The sequence below is a fragment of the Actinomadura sp. J1-007 genome, assembly GCF_009793335.1.
Lineage (GTDB): Bacteria > Actinomycetota > Actinomycetes > Streptosporangiales > Streptosporangiaceae > Spirillospora > Spirillospora yumaensis.
The window spans coordinates 2720219-2737210 of record NZ_WING01000001.1 but is presented as its reverse complement, the minus strand read 5'-3'; the positions used below and the strand labels follow the sequence as shown (position 1 = coordinate 2737210).

The 16992-nt window shown below is 73.9% G+C and carries 16 protein-coding genes, 1 pseudogene and 1 riboswitch; of the genes and pseudogenes, 7 read left to right on the top strand and 10 right to left on the bottom strand.

Annotation, left to right across the window (positions count from 1 at the left end; genetic code table 11):
* Window positions 1-249: 249 nt before the first annotated feature.
* Window positions 250-425: riboswitch (cobalamin riboswitch) on the top strand.
* 30 nt (window positions 426-455) lie between these two features.
* The 3 genes from GEV43_RS12355 (at window position 456) to GEV43_RS12345 (ending at window position 3315) form a co-directional block, all read left to right on the top strand.
* Complete coding sequence (locus tag GEV43_RS12355) at window positions 456-1460, top strand: ABC transporter substrate-binding protein (RefSeq protein WP_160820813.1); 1005 nt, start codon at window positions 456-458, stop codon at window positions 1458-1460.
* 71 nt (window positions 1461-1531) lie between these two features.
* Window positions 1532-2545: an iron ABC transporter permease gene (locus GEV43_RS12350; RefSeq protein ID WP_160820812.1), complete on the top strand. Its 1014-nt coding sequence runs from the start codon at window positions 1532-1534 to the stop codon at window positions 2543-2545.
* On the top strand, window positions 2542-3315 hold the full coding sequence (locus GEV43_RS12345) for an ABC transporter ATP-binding protein (RefSeq protein WP_160820811.1): 774 nt from the start codon (window positions 2542-2544) through the stop codon (window positions 3313-3315). The genes GEV43_RS12350 and GEV43_RS12345 overlap by 4 nt, the downstream gene beginning before the upstream one ends.
* Here the strand turns inward: GEV43_RS12345 and GEV43_RS12340 are convergent.
* The 5 genes from GEV43_RS12340 to GEV43_RS12325 form a co-directional block, all read right to left on the bottom strand.
* A complete protein-coding gene (locus GEV43_RS12340) occupies window positions 3305-4516 on the bottom strand; it encodes an Ig-like domain-containing protein (RefSeq protein WP_160820810.1) in 1212 nt (403 codons plus the stop codon). The two genes, GEV43_RS12345 and GEV43_RS12340, sit on opposite strands and share 11 nt — an antisense overlap.
* A gap of 212 nt (window positions 4517-4728) precedes the next feature.
* Complete coding sequence (menC, locus tag GEV43_RS12335; protein WP_309239603.1) at window positions 4729-5826, bottom strand: o-succinylbenzoate synthase; 1098 nt, start codon at window positions 5824-5826, stop codon at window positions 4729-4731.
* Window positions 5827-5884: 58 nt separating this feature from the next.
* Complete coding sequence (locus GEV43_RS50095; RefSeq protein ID WP_241682876.1) at window positions 5885-6292, bottom strand: hypothetical protein; 408 nt, start codon at window positions 6290-6292, stop codon at window positions 5885-5887.
* Window positions 6271-6576 (bottom strand): hypothetical protein, encoded by a 306-nt coding sequence (locus GEV43_RS50090; protein WP_241682875.1) that lies wholly within the window; start codon window positions 6574-6576, stop codon window positions 6271-6273. Before GEV43_RS50090 ends, GEV43_RS50095 begins: the two co-directional genes overlap by 22 nt.
* A gap of 48 nt (window positions 6577-6624) precedes the next feature.
* Window positions 6625-8679 carry a TerD family protein gene (locus GEV43_RS12325; protein ID WP_175250492.1) on the bottom strand — a complete coding sequence of 685 codons (2055 nt, stop codon included), beginning with the start codon at window positions 8677-8679 and terminating at the stop codon, window positions 6625-6627.
* 368 nt (window positions 8680-9047) lie between these two features.
* On the opposite strand from GEV43_RS12325, the gene GEV43_RS46805 reads away from it, so the two are divergent.
* Complete coding sequence (locus GEV43_RS46805; RefSeq protein WP_164717131.1) at window positions 9048-9989, top strand: hypothetical protein; 942 nt, start codon at window positions 9048-9050, stop codon at window positions 9987-9989.
* Between the two features lie 353 nt (window positions 9990-10342).
* On the opposite strand, the gene GEV43_RS53770 is transcribed toward GEV43_RS46805, so the two are convergent.
* The gene (locus tag GEV43_RS53770; protein ID WP_302930768.1) at window positions 10343-10477 is read right to left on the bottom strand and encodes a hypothetical protein; all 135 of its coding nucleotides are present in this window, start codon (window positions 10475-10477) and stop codon (window positions 10343-10345) included.
* The gene (locus GEV43_RS12320) at window positions 10453-11577 is read right to left on the bottom strand and encodes an MFS transporter (protein WP_206681144.1); all 1125 of its coding nucleotides are present in this window, start codon (window positions 11575-11577) and stop codon (window positions 10453-10455) included. The genes GEV43_RS53770 and GEV43_RS12320 overlap by 25 nt, the downstream gene beginning before the upstream one ends.
* Before the next feature lie 162 nt (window positions 11578-11739).
* Between GEV43_RS12320 and GEV43_RS12315 the strand changes: the two genes are divergently transcribed.
* Window positions 11740-12273, top strand: coding sequence for a transcriptional regulator (locus tag GEV43_RS12315; protein ID WP_206681143.1), 534 nt, complete (start codon window positions 11740-11742; stop codon window positions 12271-12273).
* 17 nt (window positions 12274-12290) lie between these two features.
* Here GEV43_RS12315 and GEV43_RS12310 read toward each other — a convergent pair whose 3' ends face one another.
* Window positions 12291-14051 (bottom strand): ABC transporter ATP-binding protein, encoded by a 1761-nt coding sequence (locus GEV43_RS12310; protein WP_160820807.1) that lies wholly within the window; start codon window positions 14049-14051, stop codon window positions 12291-12293.
* An 87-nt stretch (window positions 14052-14138) separates the two neighbouring features.
* Here GEV43_RS12310 and GEV43_RS12305 point away from each other — a divergent pair, with 87 nt between their 5' ends.
* Window positions 14139-14684 carry a MarR family winged helix-turn-helix transcriptional regulator gene (locus GEV43_RS12305; RefSeq protein ID WP_206681142.1) on the top strand — a complete coding sequence of 182 codons (546 nt, stop codon included), beginning with the start codon at window positions 14139-14141 and terminating at the stop codon, window positions 14682-14684.
* 9 nt (window positions 14685-14693) lie between these two features.
* A complete protein-coding gene (locus tag GEV43_RS12300; RefSeq protein ID WP_160820806.1) occupies window positions 14694-15095 on the top strand; it encodes an RNA-binding S4 domain-containing protein in 402 nt (133 codons plus the stop codon).
* Between the two features lie 17 nt (window positions 15096-15112).
* On the opposite strand, the gene GEV43_RS56025 is transcribed toward GEV43_RS12300, so the two are convergent.
* Complete coding sequence (locus tag GEV43_RS56025) at window positions 15113-15541, bottom strand: DUF1275 family protein (protein ID WP_375539088.1); 429 nt, start codon at window positions 15539-15541, stop codon at window positions 15113-15115.
* A gap of 62 nt (window positions 15542-15603) precedes the next feature.
* Window positions 15604-16893: pseudogene (locus tag GEV43_RS12290) on the bottom strand (glycosyltransferase); the annotation flags it as partial.
* Between the last annotated feature and the right edge of the window lie 99 nt (window positions 16894-16992).

Here is a 16992-nt window from a genome sequence, read left to right as displayed (position 1 = left end):
CGTCGCGGTGCCGACCGCGCGATGCCCGCCGCGCGGCGCCTGAACGGCTTCGCTCACCCCAGCCCCCGAGTCTGTTCCCGTCGTCGTCCACCGCTGGATTTCCCAGCATGGGCAGCCGGAAATCCGGGGTTGACCGGCTCGGGCGGTAGGCCATCCCGAATGCGGGGATAAGGGGTCCCGCTCTTTGCCCGCCCGTGGCTCCCGCGCCCCTACCCTGCCGTCCGCTGCGGGACGTATGCCCGCTTTGGGCTACGATCGGGGCGTTCAGGTGACGGGCGCCAGGAAGCCGGTGGGAATCCGGCACGGTCGCGCCACTGTGACCGGGGAGCGGACCCCACCGCGAGGCCACCGCCGCACGAGGCGGGAAGGCCGGGGCGAGCGTCGATCCGGGAGTCAGGAGACTGGTCCGTCGCATCGGCCTGCCATGGGGCGCGGAACCCCCGGAGGTGTACGCGATGACGAGCCGCGCACGCTCGCTCCCTCTCCTTTCCCTTCTCCTGGTCCTCGCGTCGGCGCTGCTGCTCGCGGGGTGCGGCGGCGGCTCCGGAGAAGCCTCCGCCGGAGGCGCGGGCGGCTCGGCGCCGCCCGGGTTCCCGGTGACGGTGACCAACTGCGGCGTCACGACGACGTACGAGCACCCGCCGAAACGGGCGGTGTCGCTCAACCAGCAGACGACCGAGATCCTGCTGTCCCTCGGGCTCGAAGGCTCCATGGCCGGGACCGCCTACCTCGACGACCGGATGCCGCCCGACCTCGACGCCGCGTACCGCCGGGTCAAGGTGCTCGCGAAGGAGTACCCGTCGGAGGAGGCGCTGCTGTCCGCCGAGCCCGACTTCGTGTACGGCGGGTTCACCAGCGCGTTCGACGAGAAGGCCGGGCGCGGGCGCGGCACGCTCGCCAAGGCCGGGATCGACACCTACCTCAGCACCGAGAGCTGCCCGCGCGGCCCCGTCACCGCCGCCCGCGTCGAGGACGAGCTCCGCACCATCGGGAAGATCTTCGGCGTGCCCGACCGGGCCGAGCGCCGCGTCGCCGAGATGCGCGCCGGGCTCGCCAAGGTGCGGGACGCGCTCGGCGGCGCCGCGCCGGTCAAGGTCGCGGTGTACGACAGCGGCGACAAGACCGTGTTCACGTCGGGCGGCGCGGGCCTCGGCAACGAGCTCATCAAGCTCGCGGGCGGGACGAACCTGTTCTCGGACCTGCCGAAGGCGTTCGGCGACGTGTCGTTCGAGCAGCTCGCCGAACGCGCGCCGGACGTGATCCTCATCTACGACTACGGCGACCATCCCCTCGCCGCCAAGAAGGACTTCCTGCTGCGCAACCCGGCGCTGAAGGACGTCCCGGCCGTGCGGAACGGGCGGTTCGCCGTCCTGCCGCTCACCTCCACCGTGATGGGCGTACGGGTCCCCACCGCCGTCGACTCGCTCGCCCGCCAGCTCCACCCGGACCGCTTCAAGTGACGGCCGCCGCGCACGGCCGCGCCAGATCCGACGCCGCGAAACCGGATCCCGCGCCGCCGCCGCGGCGCCGCGTGCCGTACGGGGCGACGCTCGCGCTGCTCGCCGCCCTGGCGGTCGCCGCCGCGACCGCCGGGACCGCCGCCGGCTCGGTCACCATCCCGCCCGCCCAGGTGTGGGGGATCGTCCTGCACGCGATCCACCCGGCGCTCGCCGACCCGACCTGGACGCCGGTCCGCGAGACGATCGTCCTGGACGTCCGGCTGCCGCGCGTGGTGCTCGGCGGCGTCGTCGGCGCGGGCCTGTCGGTGTGCGGCATGGCCCTCCAGGCCCTCGTCCGCAACCCGCTCGCCGACCCGATGCTGATGGGCGTCTCGTCCGGCGCGACCGTCGGCGCCGTCCTCGTCATGACGTTCCACCTGGCGTTCGCCGGGACGTTCTCGCTCCCGGTCTCCGCGTTCGCCGGGGCGCTGCTCGCCCTCGTCCTGGTCGTCGCGCTCGCGCGCTCCGGCGGCCGGATGACGACCGTACGGCTCGTGCTGTCCGGCGTCGCGACCGCCGAGGTGCTCCAGGCGGTCGCGAGCTTCCTGATCGTCACCTCCGACGACCCGCACAAGGCGGACGCGGCGCTGCGGTGGATGCTCGGCGGCCTCGCCGGCAGCACCTGGGACCTGGTCTGGCTGCCCGCCCTCGCCGTCGTCGCCGGGACGGCCGCGCTGCTCGGCGTGAGCCGCTCCCTCAACCTGCTGCTCGCCGGCGAGGAGGCCGCCGCCGCGATGGGCCTGGACGTGCACCGGTTCCGCGCCGCGCTGTTCACCCTCGTCGCCGCGCTCGTCGGGACGATCGTCGCGGTCAGCGGCGCCATCGGGTTCGTCGGGCTGATGATGCCGCACGTCGTCCGGCTGCTCGTCGGCGCCGACCACCGCCGCGCCCTGCCCGCCGTCGCGCTGCTCGGCGCCGCGTTCCTGATGGCCGCCGACGTCGCCGCCCGCACCGTGATCGCGCCCGAGGAGATCCCCGTCGGCATCATCACCGCGCTGGTCGGCGGCCCGTTCTTCCTGTGGCTGATGCGCCGGAGGGCGGCATGACGCTCGTGGCCGAGGACGTCACCGTCCGCGCCGGAGGCCGCGCCCTCGTGGAAGACGTGTCACTGGAGGCGGCGCGCGGCGAGGTCGTCGGGATCGTCGGCCCGAACGGGGCGGGCAAGTCCACCCTCCTGCGCACGTTCTACCGCGCCCGCCGCCCCACCTCGGGCCGGGTCCTACTGGACGGCGAGGACGTGTGGCGGATGAAGGGCCGCGCCCTCGCCCGCCGCCTCGCCGCCGTCCTCCAGGAGACGCCGGGCGAGTTCGAGCTGACCGTGTACGACGTCGTCGCGATGGGCCGCGCCCCGTACAAGCGCGCCTTCCAGGGCGACGACGCCGCCGACCGCGAGGTGATCACCTCGGCCCTCGCCGCCCTGGACGTCGCGAACCTCGCCCGCGAGCCGTTCGACCGCCTCTCAGGGGGCGAGAAGCAGCGCGTGCTGATCGCCCGCGCGCTCGCGCAGGAACCGGACGTGATGGTGCTGGACGAGCCGACCAACCACCTCGACCTGCGGCACCAGCTCGACGCGCTCGGCCTGGTGCGCGAGCTCGGCGTGACCGCCGTCGTCGCCCTGCACGACCTCAACATGGCCGCCGCGTTCTGCGACCGCGTCGCCGTCCTGCACCGCGGCCGCCTCGCCGCGTCCGGCACCCCCCGCGACGTCCTGACCCCCGACCTGCTCGCCGACGTCTACCGGGTGGACGCCGAGATCGACGTCCACCCGACCACCGGCACCCCCCGCATCACCGTCCTGCCGCCGGTCAGCGGGTGAGGGCGGCTGTTGTGACGGGCTTGCCGAGGACGCTGCCCTTGGCCCACTTGTCGAACGACATCTGCCAGTAGCCCCAGCCGTTCGTCCACTGGAGGCTGCGCTTGGTGCCCGTGATGGTGACCAGGTCGCCGCGGTAGGACCAGTGGTAGAACCACTGGGCGGCGTCGGCGGGGGAGCGGACGCAGCCGTGGCTACAGTTGCGGTTGCCGAGGCAGGTCGGGTCGTCCATGTTCTGGTGGATGTACTCGCCGCTGTTGGAGATGCGGGTCGCCCACGGCACCTGCTCGTCGTACCAGCCCGGGTCGCCCTTCTTCTTGCCCGGGGGACGCATCCGCTCCAGCCGGCTGCGGTCCATGGTGAGGTGCACGCCGCTGGTGGTGAGCAGGTGGTCGATCCCGTCGGCCTGCCGGTCGCCGCCCGCGCCGAGGCTGACGCCCCACCGGCGGACGGTCGCGCCGTTCTTCTTCACGACCAGCTTGTGGGTGCTGGCGTTGACGTTGATGGTGTGGGAGTCGCCGATCCGGAACCTGCGCGTGACGTCCTTGTCGCCGAACACGCTGTCACCGATCTTCAGGCCCGCGTAGTGCACCGTCACCGACACCCGCTGGCGCGGCTTCCACGGGTGCCGCGGCCGGAACACCGCCGACGGCAGCCCGTTGAACGACTCGTTCGGCGCGAGCCACCGCCACGCGCCCTCGGTCGGCGTGGTGGAGGAGATCTCGATGCCGCGCTCGACCGCCGCCCGCGCCTTCTCCGGCACCGGCTTGCTGAACTGCACGAACACCGGCATCCCGGTGCCGACCGTCTCGTTCTCGCTCGGGATCACGTTGGTGATCTTCGTCGCGGCGGTGGCCCTGACCGTGCGGAACGCGCTCGTCGCGGTCGTGTTCTTGCCCTTGCCCGCCGCCGTCGCCGACACCTGGTAGCGGGCGCCCGGAACGAGCGTCCACGTCGAACGCCACTCGGTCTTGTCGGCGGACAGCCGTCCCGGCACCTCGGCGTTCCTCAGCTTCACCGACACCTGGCTCAGCGTGCCGCCGGCCGCCTTCACCGTCACGCCCGAGTCGGGCCGCGCGTCGCCGGCGCCGTTGGCCGGGCTGATCGTCACCTTGGGGGACCCGTCGTCGCCGCCCTTGGAGGTCGTCCCCCCGCCGCCGCCCCCGCCGCCGCACGCCGTCGCCGTTCCGAGGACCAGCGCCATCACCAAGGCCGTACGTCGCACCGTTCTCCCTCACCAGTCAGCCGCGTGCGCGACAGCGCACCGGCAACAAAGAACGCACACCGGGCGATCTTGTTCCCGGCCCGGGGAAGAGATCTCGACCGCGGGCCGGCGGAGCCGGACGCCCGCTCAGGTGAGACGCCCGGCGCCCCTTGAAGGTTCGCGGATCCGGCGGGCGAACGTGGGCGAAATCGCTAGAGAGTGACCCATTCGCTGGAGGTGGTGAACTCCTCCAGCCGTTCCGGAACGGGCCGGACGCCGACGCCCGGCCCCCGCGGCACCTCCAGATGGCCGCCGTCCAGCTCGAACGGCTCGGTCACGTCCCGCGCGTAGTAGCGCCGCGACGCCGAGGTGTCGCCCGGCAGCGTGAACCCGGGCAGCGCCGCGAGCGCCACGTTGGCGGCCCGCCCGATCCCCGTCTCCAGCATCCCGCCGCACCACACCGCGACGCCGTGCGCCCGGCACACGTCGTGGATCCGGCGGGCCTCCAGGTAGCCGCCGACCCGGCCCGGCTTCACGTTGACCACCGACGCCGCGCCGAGCGCGATCGCCGCCGCCGCGTCCGCCGCCGACTCGATCGACTCGTCCAGGCACACCGGCGTCGCCAGCGCCCGCGCCAGCTCCGCGTGCTGCACCAGGTCCTCGTCCCCGAGCGGCTGCTCGATCAGCAGCAGCCCGAAGGCGTCCAGCTCCTTGAGCCGCCGCGCGTCCGCCAGCGTGTACGCCGCGTTGGCGTCGACCTGGAGCGGGACGTCACCGAACCGCTCGCGCACCGCCCGCACCGGCTCGACGTCCCAGCCCGGCTCGATCTTCAGCTTGATCCGCACGTACCCCTCGTCGAGGTAGCCCGCGACGGCGTCGAGCAGTTCCGGCACCGAGTCCATGATCCCCACCGACACCCCGCACGGCACCCGCTCGCGGGCCGCCCCGAGGTACCGCCCGAACGACTCGCCCGCCGCCCGCAGCCGCGCGTCCAGCACGGCCGTCCCGAGCGCCGCCTTCGCCATCCGGTGCCCCTTGAACGGCTCCAGCGCCCGTTCCACCCGGTACTCGTCGGCGTCCTCGGGCAGCGCCGGGATCAGGAACCGCCGCAGCACGTCCTGCGCGCCCTCCACGTACTCCGGCGAGTACAGCGGGTCCGCGATCGCCACGCACTCGCCCCAGCCCTCGGCGTCCGGCGTCACCACCCGCACCAGCAGCACGTCCCTGGCCGTCTCCGTGCCGAACGACGTGCGGAACGGAGCCACCAGCGGCATCGCGATCCGCCGCAGCTCGACCGCCTCGATCCTCACGGCGCCTCCACCACGTACCCGCCCGGCCCGAACCCCGTCACCCGCGCCCCGTCCGCCATCAGCCCGCCCAGCACGTCCCTGACGGCGAGCCGCCACTCCCTCGCGAGCCCGCGGTCCCGCCGCCGCAGCTCCCGCACGTCCTCCGGAACGGCCACCAGCAGGGTCGCTCCTCCACCCTCCCGCGCACGGGCCGCCCGTCCCGTTCCCCGAGCGCCACGGCGCCGTCCGGAACGGCCTCCCGCCGCCCCTCCACCGCCGCGACCACCCGCGCGTCGTTCAGCGGCCAGACCGCCAGCACCCGGTCCGTCTCGTCCCCGCCGTTGATCGAGTCCTCGACGGCCCCGTAGAACGACGGCAGGTACTCCTCGGGCCGCGCCCCGAGCTTCACCAGGTTGAAGTGCGCGTTCCTCCGTACCAGCGGGTCGAAGGTCCACGTGATCCGGCTCAGCCCCGCGCCAGCGCCCACTCCCGCTGGTGCAGCTTGAGCGCCCACCCCGCGCCCGGCCGGACCGCCCCGGTGATGTGCGAGTGCAGCGACACCCCCGGCGGGGCCGCGAGGAACCCCACCGAGACCCCCACCATCCGCCCGTCCTCGAACGCGCCCGCCACGTAGTTGCCCGAATGCGCCAGCGCCCGCAGCAACTCGACCTGCACCGGCGCCGCGTCCGGCCCCGGCCGCCAGACGGCGTCGACCACCCCGTACAGGTCCTCCAGCTCCGAAAGCCCGGCGACCTCCCGCACCTCGAACACAACTCTCCTCCCACCCGCACCTCCCTCCCACCTTCCCCTCCCCACCCCTCACCCACCACCCGCCATCCCTCCATCTGCGCGAAGCCCCCGCACGACGCTTCCGTAAAACCGGTCCAGGGCCTTGTCCACACTGCGCACGAACCCCGCCTCCTCGGTCCCGCGCCGCACCCCCATCCCCGTCGCCAACGTGAGCCGGAACGACCCGATCTCCGCGCCGTCCGGCGGCACGAGCAGCCCGGGCTCGGCCTTCAGGTTCTTGAGCAGGTCGCAGGGCCCCGTCGCCGCACCCGGCGGCAGCGCCTCCACCCGCAGCTCCGGCGGCGCCTCGCCGAGCTGCCTGAGTAGCCACTGAACGCGCGTGAGCGACCGTGCCCGCGCCGCTGCGGGGATCTCCACCGTGGTCTCGATCTGCCCCGTCCGCAGATCCGCCTCGATCAGGACGGGGCCCGCGGCGCTCGGCACGCGGATCTCTGCCTGCATCCGCCCCGCCTCCACCAGCGAGCCGACGGTCTGGAGCCTGCGCACCGACGAGTCCCCGTCGCGCCGGCGACGCAGGACCGGCGCGATCGTGAGACCGGTCTCGCCGCTGAGCCTCAGGCAGAGCTGCCGGACGAGCTTCTCCCAGCTCTCGGCCACCTGCATCGAGCGCTTGTCGCCGAGGCGCAGCGTGCCCGCCTTGATCGCGTCGCGGACCGGCACCCACGCCGTCCCCATGTCCTGGAAGCCCTGGCAGCCCGCCCCGTCCTGGCGCAGGTAGTGCAGGAACTCGCTCAGCAGCCAGGCGTGGGACGGGTTCGCCACGCCGAGGTGGTGCGCGAGCATGTGCGCCTCGTGGGCGACCTCCGCCCACGACAGATGCCGCAGCGCGACCTTGCGCAGCCGCCTCTTGTCGACGGTCAGCGGATGCTCCCCGTCGATGCCGAGGTCGTTCGACAGCGTGATCACGGCCTCGTAGCCGTTGCGCGCCGCGACCTCCAGGTACGACTCGACCTGCTCGCGCTTGAGGGGGTTGCCGCCCGTCTTGGTCTCCACCAGCGCCGTCCAGATCCGCCCCGCGCGCGCCACGCGGATCACCCCGTCCGGGCGCACCTTGCCGTCCCCGTGCTTGAACGACGCCTCGGCGAACGCCTGGAGCGTCCCCGCCGGCGCGTTGAACCGCGCGGTGAGCCGCCTCCCGAACTCGGGCACCTGCATCATGATCGACAACAGCGTGGCGGTGGCCCGCGCCTCCCGCTCGTGGTCGTTGCGCAGCCCCGACACCGAGAAAAGCCGAGCCTCCTGCCACGCGGGTCCGTCGGCGAGGCTGGGCTTCGTGGCCTTCGGTAGCGTGCTCCGCTTCTTCGCGGTACGCAGCCGCCCGTTCCGGCGCCCGCCATCGCCCTTCTCCTCCGCAGCGGGTTTCACCACCTGCTCAGTGGTGTTCTCCGTCGACGGCCCGCCATCGGTCGCGTCGGCTGCCTGCGGGCCCTGCGCCCCGTCCACCGGCGTCTCGTCGGATGGAACGCCGCCGGCCGTTTCCTCGGCGGGTTCTTGCGCGGCCTGCGGTTGGCTGCCGTCCTCTTCGCCGCTCTCATCGACGCTAATGCCGAAATCGGTGGCGAGCCCGCCGAGCCCGGTGTCGTACCCCTGGCCGACCGCGCGGAACTTCCAGCCGTCACCCCTGCGGTACAGCTCCCCGAAGATGAACGCGGTCTCCGGCCCCGCGTCCCTGATGTCGTACGACAGCAGGGGCTCGCCGCTGCTGTCCGAGACGCCCAGCCGCAGGTCGTTGAGCTCCCCGAACGTCGCGTCCCCGTACCGGCTGGCCGCGATCACGACCCGGTGCACCGCCGGGGCCAGCGCGGCGAGGTCGACGAGGATGCGGTCCTCGCTGCCGCTCCCCGTCGGGGTCTTCCCGAGCAACCGGACCGACTCGTCCGCCGTGGCGGGCTGGTTGTAGAAGACGAAGTCGCCGTCGCCGCGCACCTTTCCGTCGGGACCGGTCAGGAGCACCGACACATCGGCCTCTCCCGAACCCGAGGGATCGGTCCAGCCGAGTGCCACGGTGACCGGGCCCGTCGCCTCCGTCAGCGCGGACAACTCGACGTTCGCGCCCTTCACCATCTCCTGCACGCCAGCTCCTCGGCTCGTTCGCGGACACGCCTGAGGCCGCGCTGGGAGCGGGTGCGCGGTCCTCCGCGTTCGGGTTCTCACACATCGCGGAAAGCGAGGTGAGCTAACGACCAGGATGGGACGGCGCGGCCCCAGGAACGTCGATTTCGGGAGGTGATGGCCTTAAGAGGACAGCTCAGGGCCGCTGGGAGCCGCCGCACGCGCTCGCCGTCCCCGCCTTCCGGGGGCGGAGCCCGCCGGACGCGGGTGGGGCTCGGGGTGGGAAAGGGGTGGGCAAAACTCGGTGATGTCCGGGGTCGGGGGCGGGTGCTGTTCGAGGATGGCGAACGCCCAGAATCCGCCGGCGCTGAGGACCGCACATGAACGACCATCGGGCCGCCGGCGCGGCCCCGCGTCCCGCGCCGACCCGTTCGGAACTGGAGCGGCTGCTCTCGAAGGCCCGCCACACGAGCCTGTCCGCCCGCGAGCACTTCCGCGCGGCCGAGGCGCTGCTGAAGGAGGGCGGTCCGTCCGCGGTCGCCGCCGCGCAGGTCCACGCGGCGCTGGCCGGCGCGCACGCCGTTCTCTTCGGCTCCGCGCCCGTGCCGTCCGCGCGCACGCCCGCGCCGCTGCGTCCGCCCGCGCGGCCACCGGCGCTGGAGGAGGCGCCCGCCGCCGACACGCCCGCGCTGGACGCGGCCCGGGCCCCGCTGGTGACGGGCCCGCCGATCCCCACGGGCGTTCCCGACACCCCGCGGGTCCCGCGCGCGGAGCTCGACGCGCTCAAGGCGTCGGACGCGGCCGTCCGCGCCCTCGTCGCCGAACGGACCGGGCGCCGCGTCCCCAGCGCGATGGCGACCGTGGACGCCGTCCGCATGCTCGTCGCGCACCTTGAGGGGGCCAGGCGCGCGGTCCCCGCCGTGGCGTCCGAGGAACGGCGCGCCCTGACCATCCCGCTCTGCGAGTCGTGCGGCGGGCGCCGCAAGGGCGGCCACTACCTGTGCCGGGTCTGCTGGTACACGCTGCCGGAGGTGACGCGCGCGCGGCTCGGCAAGCGCGACCCGCTCGCCTACCGCCGCCTCGCCGACCTCCAGGACCAGCTCCGCCGGGACGTCCCGCTGCACGAGATCATCGTCCGCGAGCCTGAGGAGGCCCCCGCCGTCCGCCCGGGACCCGAACGTCCGGGCGTCACGCTGCCGTCCATCGAACGCAGCCTGCGCCCGCTCCTGGAAGGCGTCACGCTGCCCGGCGTCGAACCGCTGCCGATCCGGCGCCCCCTGCGGAACGAGGCCCGCGACCGGCCCGGCCCGCCCGTCTCCTGACCCCTCCCACCTGCGAAGAACGTTGTGGATCTGTGGTTTATCCCCTTCCCCCTTGGATACGGAAAGTAGTGGAACGAACACCAACTGTAGGGGATGTCATGATTCGTCTCGCCACGACCCTGGCCGCGCTGGGGCCGCAGCGGGCATCGCCTTCTTCGGCGCCGGCGCCGCGTCCGCCGCCGAGCCCCAGAGCCACGCCCGCGGTGGCGGTGGCGACCAGTCCTGCGTCGACAACGACCAGAACGGGCTGATCCAGATTCCGCTCAACCTTCTGAACTTCGTCGAATGCAACCAGGGGGGCGGTCACGGCCACGGCCACTAGTGACCAACGGCGCGCGAGGGCGGGCCGGGGCTCAGACGCCCCGGCCCGCCCCCGCGCGTTCGGCCGGGCGCGCGGCACCGGACGGCGCGCGGCCGAGGAGGCAGCCCGCCGCCGCGAGCAGCGCGACGCAGCCCGCGCCGATCAGCAGCGCGCGGTGGTCGAGCACCGCGACCAGGCCCGCGCCCGCCGCGAGCGCGACGGCGTTGGGGCGAACAGCAGCGTGTTGGCCGTCGCCGCGACCCGTCCGAGCAGCGCGCCCGGGGTCTCGCGCTGGACGGCCGTCAGCGCCGCGATCAGCACGCACGGCAGGCCCGCCCCGATCATCGCGCTCGCCGCCAGCGCCACCGGTGCCGACGGCAGCGTCCGCAGCGCGACGCCCGCGCCGAAGAGCGCGATGCCCGCCGCGGCGAAGACCCGTTCGGGAACGCGCCGCAGCAGCGCGCCCGCGACGAGCCCGCTCACCACCGACCCGACGCCCTGCACCGCGTAGAGAACGCCCGTGAACGCCGGCGGACGGTGCAGTCCCGCGTCCACCACCGCGTACACCGCCGCCCCGTTCAGCCCGGCGACCAGCATCGTCGCGCAGCCCGCCGCCACCAGCCGCCGCAGCGCCGCGTGCCGCCACAGCCACCGCGCGCCCTCGGCGGCCTCGGCCGCCCACCGCCCCGCCGGCGCGGGTTCCGGGTCCGGCTCCGCGACCCGCATCAGCGCGAACGCCCCGGCCGCGAGCACGAACGTGGCCGCGTCCAGGACGGCCACCGCCTGCCCGCCGAACCGCACGAACAGGCCCGCGCCCGCGAGCGGGGCGACCAGCTTCATGCCCTCGTTCGCGGTCAGCCGCAGGCCGTTGAAGTCGCCGCGCAGCCCTTCCGGGACGGCCGCCGCCACCAGCGCCGCCTCCGCCGCGTCCAGCAGGACGGCCGCCGCCCCGTACACCGTCAGCACCGCGAACAGGAGGCCGAGCCGCCAGCCGGGGCCGACCGCGAGCAGCGCGGGCAGGAGGGCGGCGAGCACGAGGTTGGCGCGCACCAGCAGCGGCAGCCGCCGCGTCCGGTCCGCGAACGTGCCGATCAGCGGGCCGGCCAGTGCCGGAGCCCACACGCAGAACGTCGTCAGCGCCGCGAGCGAACTCGACCCGGTGAGCGACTTGACCCAGATCCCGGCCGCCAGCGACATCGCCGAACTCCCGAACCCGGACACCACCACCCCGCCGAGGTACAGCCCCGCGTTCCGCTCGCGCAGCACGCGCCCCACACCCCACGCCACCCGCCACTCCCTCCCTCGCCCCGCGGCGGCCCGCGGTCCGCCGACCGGCGCGAGCGCTGCCGGGGGTCGCGGCGGGCCGGGGACCGAGGATGCCTCCCCGCAACCCCCAAGTCAATGTTTGGGGGTTGGGAACGGCGCGCGCGAGGGGTGTTTACTGGCCGGGTGACGACGATCGATCCCATGCTGCGGGCGCTGGCCCACCCGACGCGGCTGCGGATGATGTCGCTGATGTGGGCGGCGCCGCAGTCGGCCACGGACCTGGCGCGCGAGCTGGAGATCTCCCACGCCCTCGCCAGCCACCACCTCCGCCGCCTGGACGCCGCCGGGCTCGTCGAGCTGGGCGAGACCCGCGTCCGCAAGGGCGGCACCGAACGCCGCTACCGCGCCGTCCACGGCACGCCGCTGTCGGACCGCGGCGACGCCACCGCCCTCCTCGCCGAGACCCTCGCGCACAACCTCCGCGAACGGGCCGCGCGCCGCGTCCACGAGGGGCCCGGCGTGACGTCCGACGTCGAGCTGTGGCTCACGCCCGCCGACTGGGACGCCCTGCGCGTCCGCATGGCCGCCCTCCTCGCCGACCTGCACGCCGCCGCCCGCCCCCCGCACACCCCCGGAACGGTCGGCATCGGCGGCACCGTCATGCTCTTCCCCGTCCACGAGGAACCCCCGCCGCCGGGCGAACGGCCCGCCCGCTGACCGCGCACGGCGGCGGGTCAGGCGGCGGTGGGGGAGAGGGTGGTGTCGCGGGAGACGAGGGTGGCGTAGCGGCCGCCGAGGGCGAGCAGTTCGTCGTGCGTGCCGCGTTCGGCGACGCGGCCGTGGTCGAGGACCACGATCTGGTCGGCGTCGCGGACGGTCGACAGCCGGTGCGCGATCGTGATGGTCGTACGGCCCTCGGCGAGGGCGTCGATGGCCTCTTGGACGGCGCGTTCGGTCCGCGTGTCCAGGGCGCTGGTGGCCTCGTCCAGCACCAGGATCGGCGGGTTGCGCAGGATGGTGCGGGCGATCGCCAGGCGCTGCTTCTCGCCGCCCGAGAACCGGTAGCCGCGCTCCCCGACGAGGGTGTCGTAGCCGTCCGGCAGCGAGACGATGTGGTCGTGGATCTGCGCGGCCCGCGCGGCCTCCCGCAGTTCCTCGTCGGTCGCGCCGGGCTTGGCGAACCGCAGGTTGTCGGCCACCGACGCGTGGAACAGGTACGTCTCCTGCGAGACGACGCCGACCGCGTCCGCCAGGTCGGCGAACGACACGTCCCGCACGTCCACCCCGTCGATCGTGACGCGGCCCCTCGTGACGTCGTACAGCCTCGGCACCAGGTAGCTGAGCGTCGTCTTGCCCGATCCGGTCTCGCCGACCACGGCGAGGCCGGTCCCGGCGGGGACGTCGATGTCGATGCCGTCCAGCGCCGTTCCGGCGTCCGGGCCGTACGAGAAGCCGACGCGCTCGAACCGGACGTCGCCGCGCACGCGCCCGAGCGGAACGGTCTCGTCCTTCTCCTCGATGTCGGGCTCCAGGTCCAGGTACTCGAAGATGCGGCCGAACAGCGCCATCGAGCTCTGCACGTCCACCCCGGTCTGGAGGAGCTGCACCATCGGCCGGAACAGGCTCGCCTGGAGCGTCGTGAACGCCACGAGCGTCCCGATCGAGACGAGCGGGCGGCCCTGCGAGACCGTCAGGCCCGCGGCCCAGTAGATGACCGCGGGCATCGCCGACATCACGATCCCGATCGTCGACTGCCGCCACCGCCCGGCCATGCTGGACCGGATCTCCAGGTCCACCAGGCCCCGCGACTCGTCCGCGAACTGCCCGGTCAGCGCCCGCGAACGGCCCATCGTGCGGCCGAGCAGGATGCCGCTGACCGACAGCGACTCCTCCACGATCGCCGACATCGCGGCCATCTGCCGCTGCCGCTCGCCGGTGATCCGCTTGCGCTCCCTGCCGACGCGGCGGCTCACCCAGACGAAGAACGGCAGCATGATCAGCGAGACCGCGGTGAGCCGCCAGTCCAGCGCGACCATCGCGATCACGGTCGCGAGCACGGAGGTGAAGTTGGACACCAGCGAGGTCGCGGTCGAGGTGACGGTCGACTGCATCCCGCCGATGTCGTTGGCGATCCTGGACTGCACCTCCCCGGTCCGCGTCCGCGTGAAGAACGCCAGCGGCATCCGCTGGAGGTGCGCGTAGACGGCGGTCCGCAGGTCGTGCATGACGCTCTGCCCGACGCCGGTCGAGATGTAGGTCTGGAGGACGCCGAACACGCTGGTCGCGACCGCGACGCCGATCATCCCGGCGGCGAGCAGCGTCAGCAGGCCCGTCCGCCCCTGCGGCAGCGCGACGTCCAGCACCTCGCGGAGCATGAACGGCGAGGCCAGCGCCACGAGCGACGACAGGCCGACGAGCAGGCCGACCACCGACAGGCGGCCGCGGTACGGGCGGAACAGGCGCAGGACGCGCCGGATATCGACTTCTGCTGCCACGGGCGACTCCTTCGGGACGGCGGCACCCGACTATAACTGAGCCAAGCTCATAATCATTCCCTTGAACAATGAGCTAGGCTCGGTGGTATGTGGAGCGAGCAGCCGGAGAAGAGAAGCGAGCAGCCGGAACGTACCGATCCCGAGCTGCCCGACCTGTTCCTGCGGGCCGCCAAGCGGATCCGCCGCCGCCAGTCGCGCGAGCTCGCCCCGCTCGGCCTCACCCCCGCCCAGTCCCGCGCGCTGCGCGTGATCGTCGGCAGCCGGGTCCCGCTCCGCATGGTCGATCTCGCCGGACAGCTCGACATCGTCCCCCGTTCCGCCACCTCGATCGTCGACGCGCTGGAGTCGGCCGGCCTCGTCACCCGGGCCCCCGACCCCGCCAACCGCCGCTCCCTGCTCGTCCAGCCCACCCCGAGGGCCGCGCGATCCGCGACCGCATGTGGGCCGCCCGCCGCGAGGCCGTCGAGGACGTCCTGTCGCCCCTCACCGACGACCAGCGCGCCACCCTCCGCACGCTGCTCACGATCATCGACGCCCACGAGGAACGCCCGCACGGCCGCAAACCCTGCTGACCCGCGCCCCTGTCGCGCCCGCGCCGAAACCCGGCGGCGGGAACGCGGTCCCGGCGGTTAGGGTCGGGGCATGGCGGACGAAGGGACGGTACGGGTCGATCTGTGGATCTGGTCCGTACGGCTGGTGAAGACCCGGTCGCAGGCCACGGCGGCCTGCCGGGGCGGTCACGTCCGCGTGAACGACGAGCGCGCCAAGCCCGCCACCGCCGTCCGGCCCGGCGACGAGATCCGGTTCCGGCACGACGGGCGCGAACGGATCGTCACCGTGCAGCGCGTCATCCGCAAGCGCGTCGGCGCGCCCGTCGCGCAGGAGTGCTACATCGACAAGAGCCCGCCGCCCCCGCCGCGCGAGGCCCTCGTCCCCATCGCCAAGCGGGAACGCGGCGCGGGCCGTCCCACCAAGCGCGACCGGCGCGAGCTGGAGCGCCTGCGCGGCCTCCAGATGAGCCGCAACGCCAGCGAGCACCAGTAGCGTCCGGCGCGTTGGCCTCACCTCGTTCTGAGGGCCGTCCGCCTGAGAATCGTGATGGCTAGTACGACGGCCACGGCGGCGAGGGGGAGCAGCGGGGCGACGGGCCGCGCCTCGCGCAGCGTCAGTGACATCGCGGTGGCGCCCGCGGCGAGCGCGACGACGACGGCCGTCCGCCGGGCGGTGTCCATGCCGGGCCGCGCCAGTTCGGCGAGCTGGCCGAGCAGGCCGGTCAGCGTGCCGGTCACGTACGTGGTGGTGACGCCCGGGACGCTGATCCGCGCGGCGAGCGCGCTCTGGAGGCCCATCGCGGCCCCGGCGAGCGCGACCATGCCGGGCCCGCGCACGTCCGTCGCCCACCACAGCGCGCAGAGGGCGGTGAGCAGCACCAGTTCGGCGGCCAGGACGAGCGCGGCGCTCCGGCGCTCCAGGCGGAAACCCGTCCACAGCCCGGCGACGAACCCGCCGAGCGCCGCCGCCGAACGGCCCGCCGCCGCGCCCAGCCCCCGCCCGCCGCGATCCCGAACATCACGACGTTGCCCGTCATGTTCGCCGTGAACACGTTGCCGAGCGCGATGAAGGTCAGCGCGTCCATGGCCCCCGCCCCGGCCGTCAGCGCCAGCAGCCCGGTGAGGACCAGGCGGTCCCCGGCCGGGCCGTTCCCGGTCGCCACCCGATCCGGTGCCCCCACGCGCGACCGCCTGCCCGGCTCCACCGTCCGCCCTTTCCAGGCGCCCCCGCGCCCCGCCCGGTACCGGCGCGCCGAGTCGACCGTCATCGCCGTGTACGCCATCGCCACCAGCGGCAGCGCCAGGGCCCGCCACACCGGCAGCCCGTAGAACCGCAGCATCGGCACGTACGTCAACGCCATGAGGGCCCACCCGGCGAGCCCGGCGCTCGCCGCGAGCCGATGCCCGGTGATCAGCCCGCCCACGCCCGCGACCGGCGGCACCAGGTACAGCAGCCCCAGCCCCAGCACCGTGCCCGCCAGCAGCACCGGCGAGTAGCGCAACTGGTCGTACGCGCTGCGGGCGACCATGTCCCACAGGTCGGCCGGCCGCGGATACGGGCGCCGGCTCACCACGTCCCGGCTCAGGTCCAGCCGGCACCGCCCGCCGGCCCGCTTGATCATCCGCCCGAACGCCACGTCGTCGATCAGCGCGCCCCGGATCCCTCCGAGCCCCCCGGCCCGTTCCAGCGCCTCCCGCCGGACGAGCATGCACCCGCCGGCAGCCGCCGCCGTCCGCCCCGACCCCGCCACCCGCCGGAACGGATAAAGCTGAGCGAAGAAATAGACAAAGGCCGGAACGAGCCACCGTTCCCACCCGGTGCTCGTATTCAGCCGAGCCATCTGCGAAACCAGATCGCGCCGTTCCTCTACCGCCGCCCGGACGAGCCTGCCGACCGTTCCGGGCGCATAAGCGATATCGGCATCGGTGAACAGCAGGAAATCAGGCTCGCCCGCCGCCCGCACCCCCTCCGCCATCGCCCAGACCTTGCCCGCCCACCCTTCAGGACGCGCCCCGGCCCGTACGACGTCCGCGCCGAACCCCGCAGCGACCTGGGCCGTTCCGTCGCCGCTCCCGTCGTCCACGAGCACCACCCGGAACCGCCCCGGATACTCCTGCCCAAGAAGAGTCGGCAACGTCTCCGGCAGAATTCCCGCCTCGTCCCTGGCCGGAACGACCGCCACGACATCGGGCCACTCGTCCGGTTCCCTCCCTTCCGGAAGGGAGGCCCGAGCCCACCAGAACCGCCCATGCCCGACCACCAGATAAACCCACGCCACCAACGCCGCCACCGCCGCAATCCCCACCTACATCACCCTGGCACCCCGACCCCCCGCCGTCCACAACACCCACCGCCCACCAAGCCCGACGGGACGGAGGACGAGACGGCC

Coding starts and splice junctions, on each gene's coding strand:
- GEV43_RS12325 (WP_175250492.1), bottom strand. CDS start 8,679: ATGGTGAAGGGCGCGAACGTCGAGTTGTCCGCGCTGACGGAGGCGACG.
- GEV43_RS12345 (WP_160820811.1), top strand. CDS start 2,542: ATGACGCTCGTGGCCGAGGACGTCACCGTCCGCGCCGGAGGCCGCGCC.
- GEV43_RS12355 (WP_160820813.1), top strand. CDS start 456: ATGACGAGCCGCGCACGCTCGCTCCCTCTCCTTTCCCTTCTCCTGGTC.
- GEV43_RS46805 (WP_164717131.1), top strand. CDS start 9,048: ATGAACGACCATCGGGCCGCCGGCGCGGCCCCGCGTCCCGCGCCGACC.
- GEV43_RS12305 (WP_206681142.1), top strand. CDS start 14,139: ATGTGGAGCGAGCAGCCGGAGAAGAGAAGCGAGCAGCCGGAACGTACC.
- GEV43_RS12340 (WP_160820810.1), bottom strand. CDS start 4,516: ATGGCGCTGGTCCTCGGAACGGCGACGGCGTGCGGCGGCGGGGGCGGC.
- GEV43_RS12300 (WP_160820806.1), top strand. CDS start 14,694: ATGGCGGACGAAGGGACGGTACGGGTCGATCTGTGGATCTGGTCCGTA.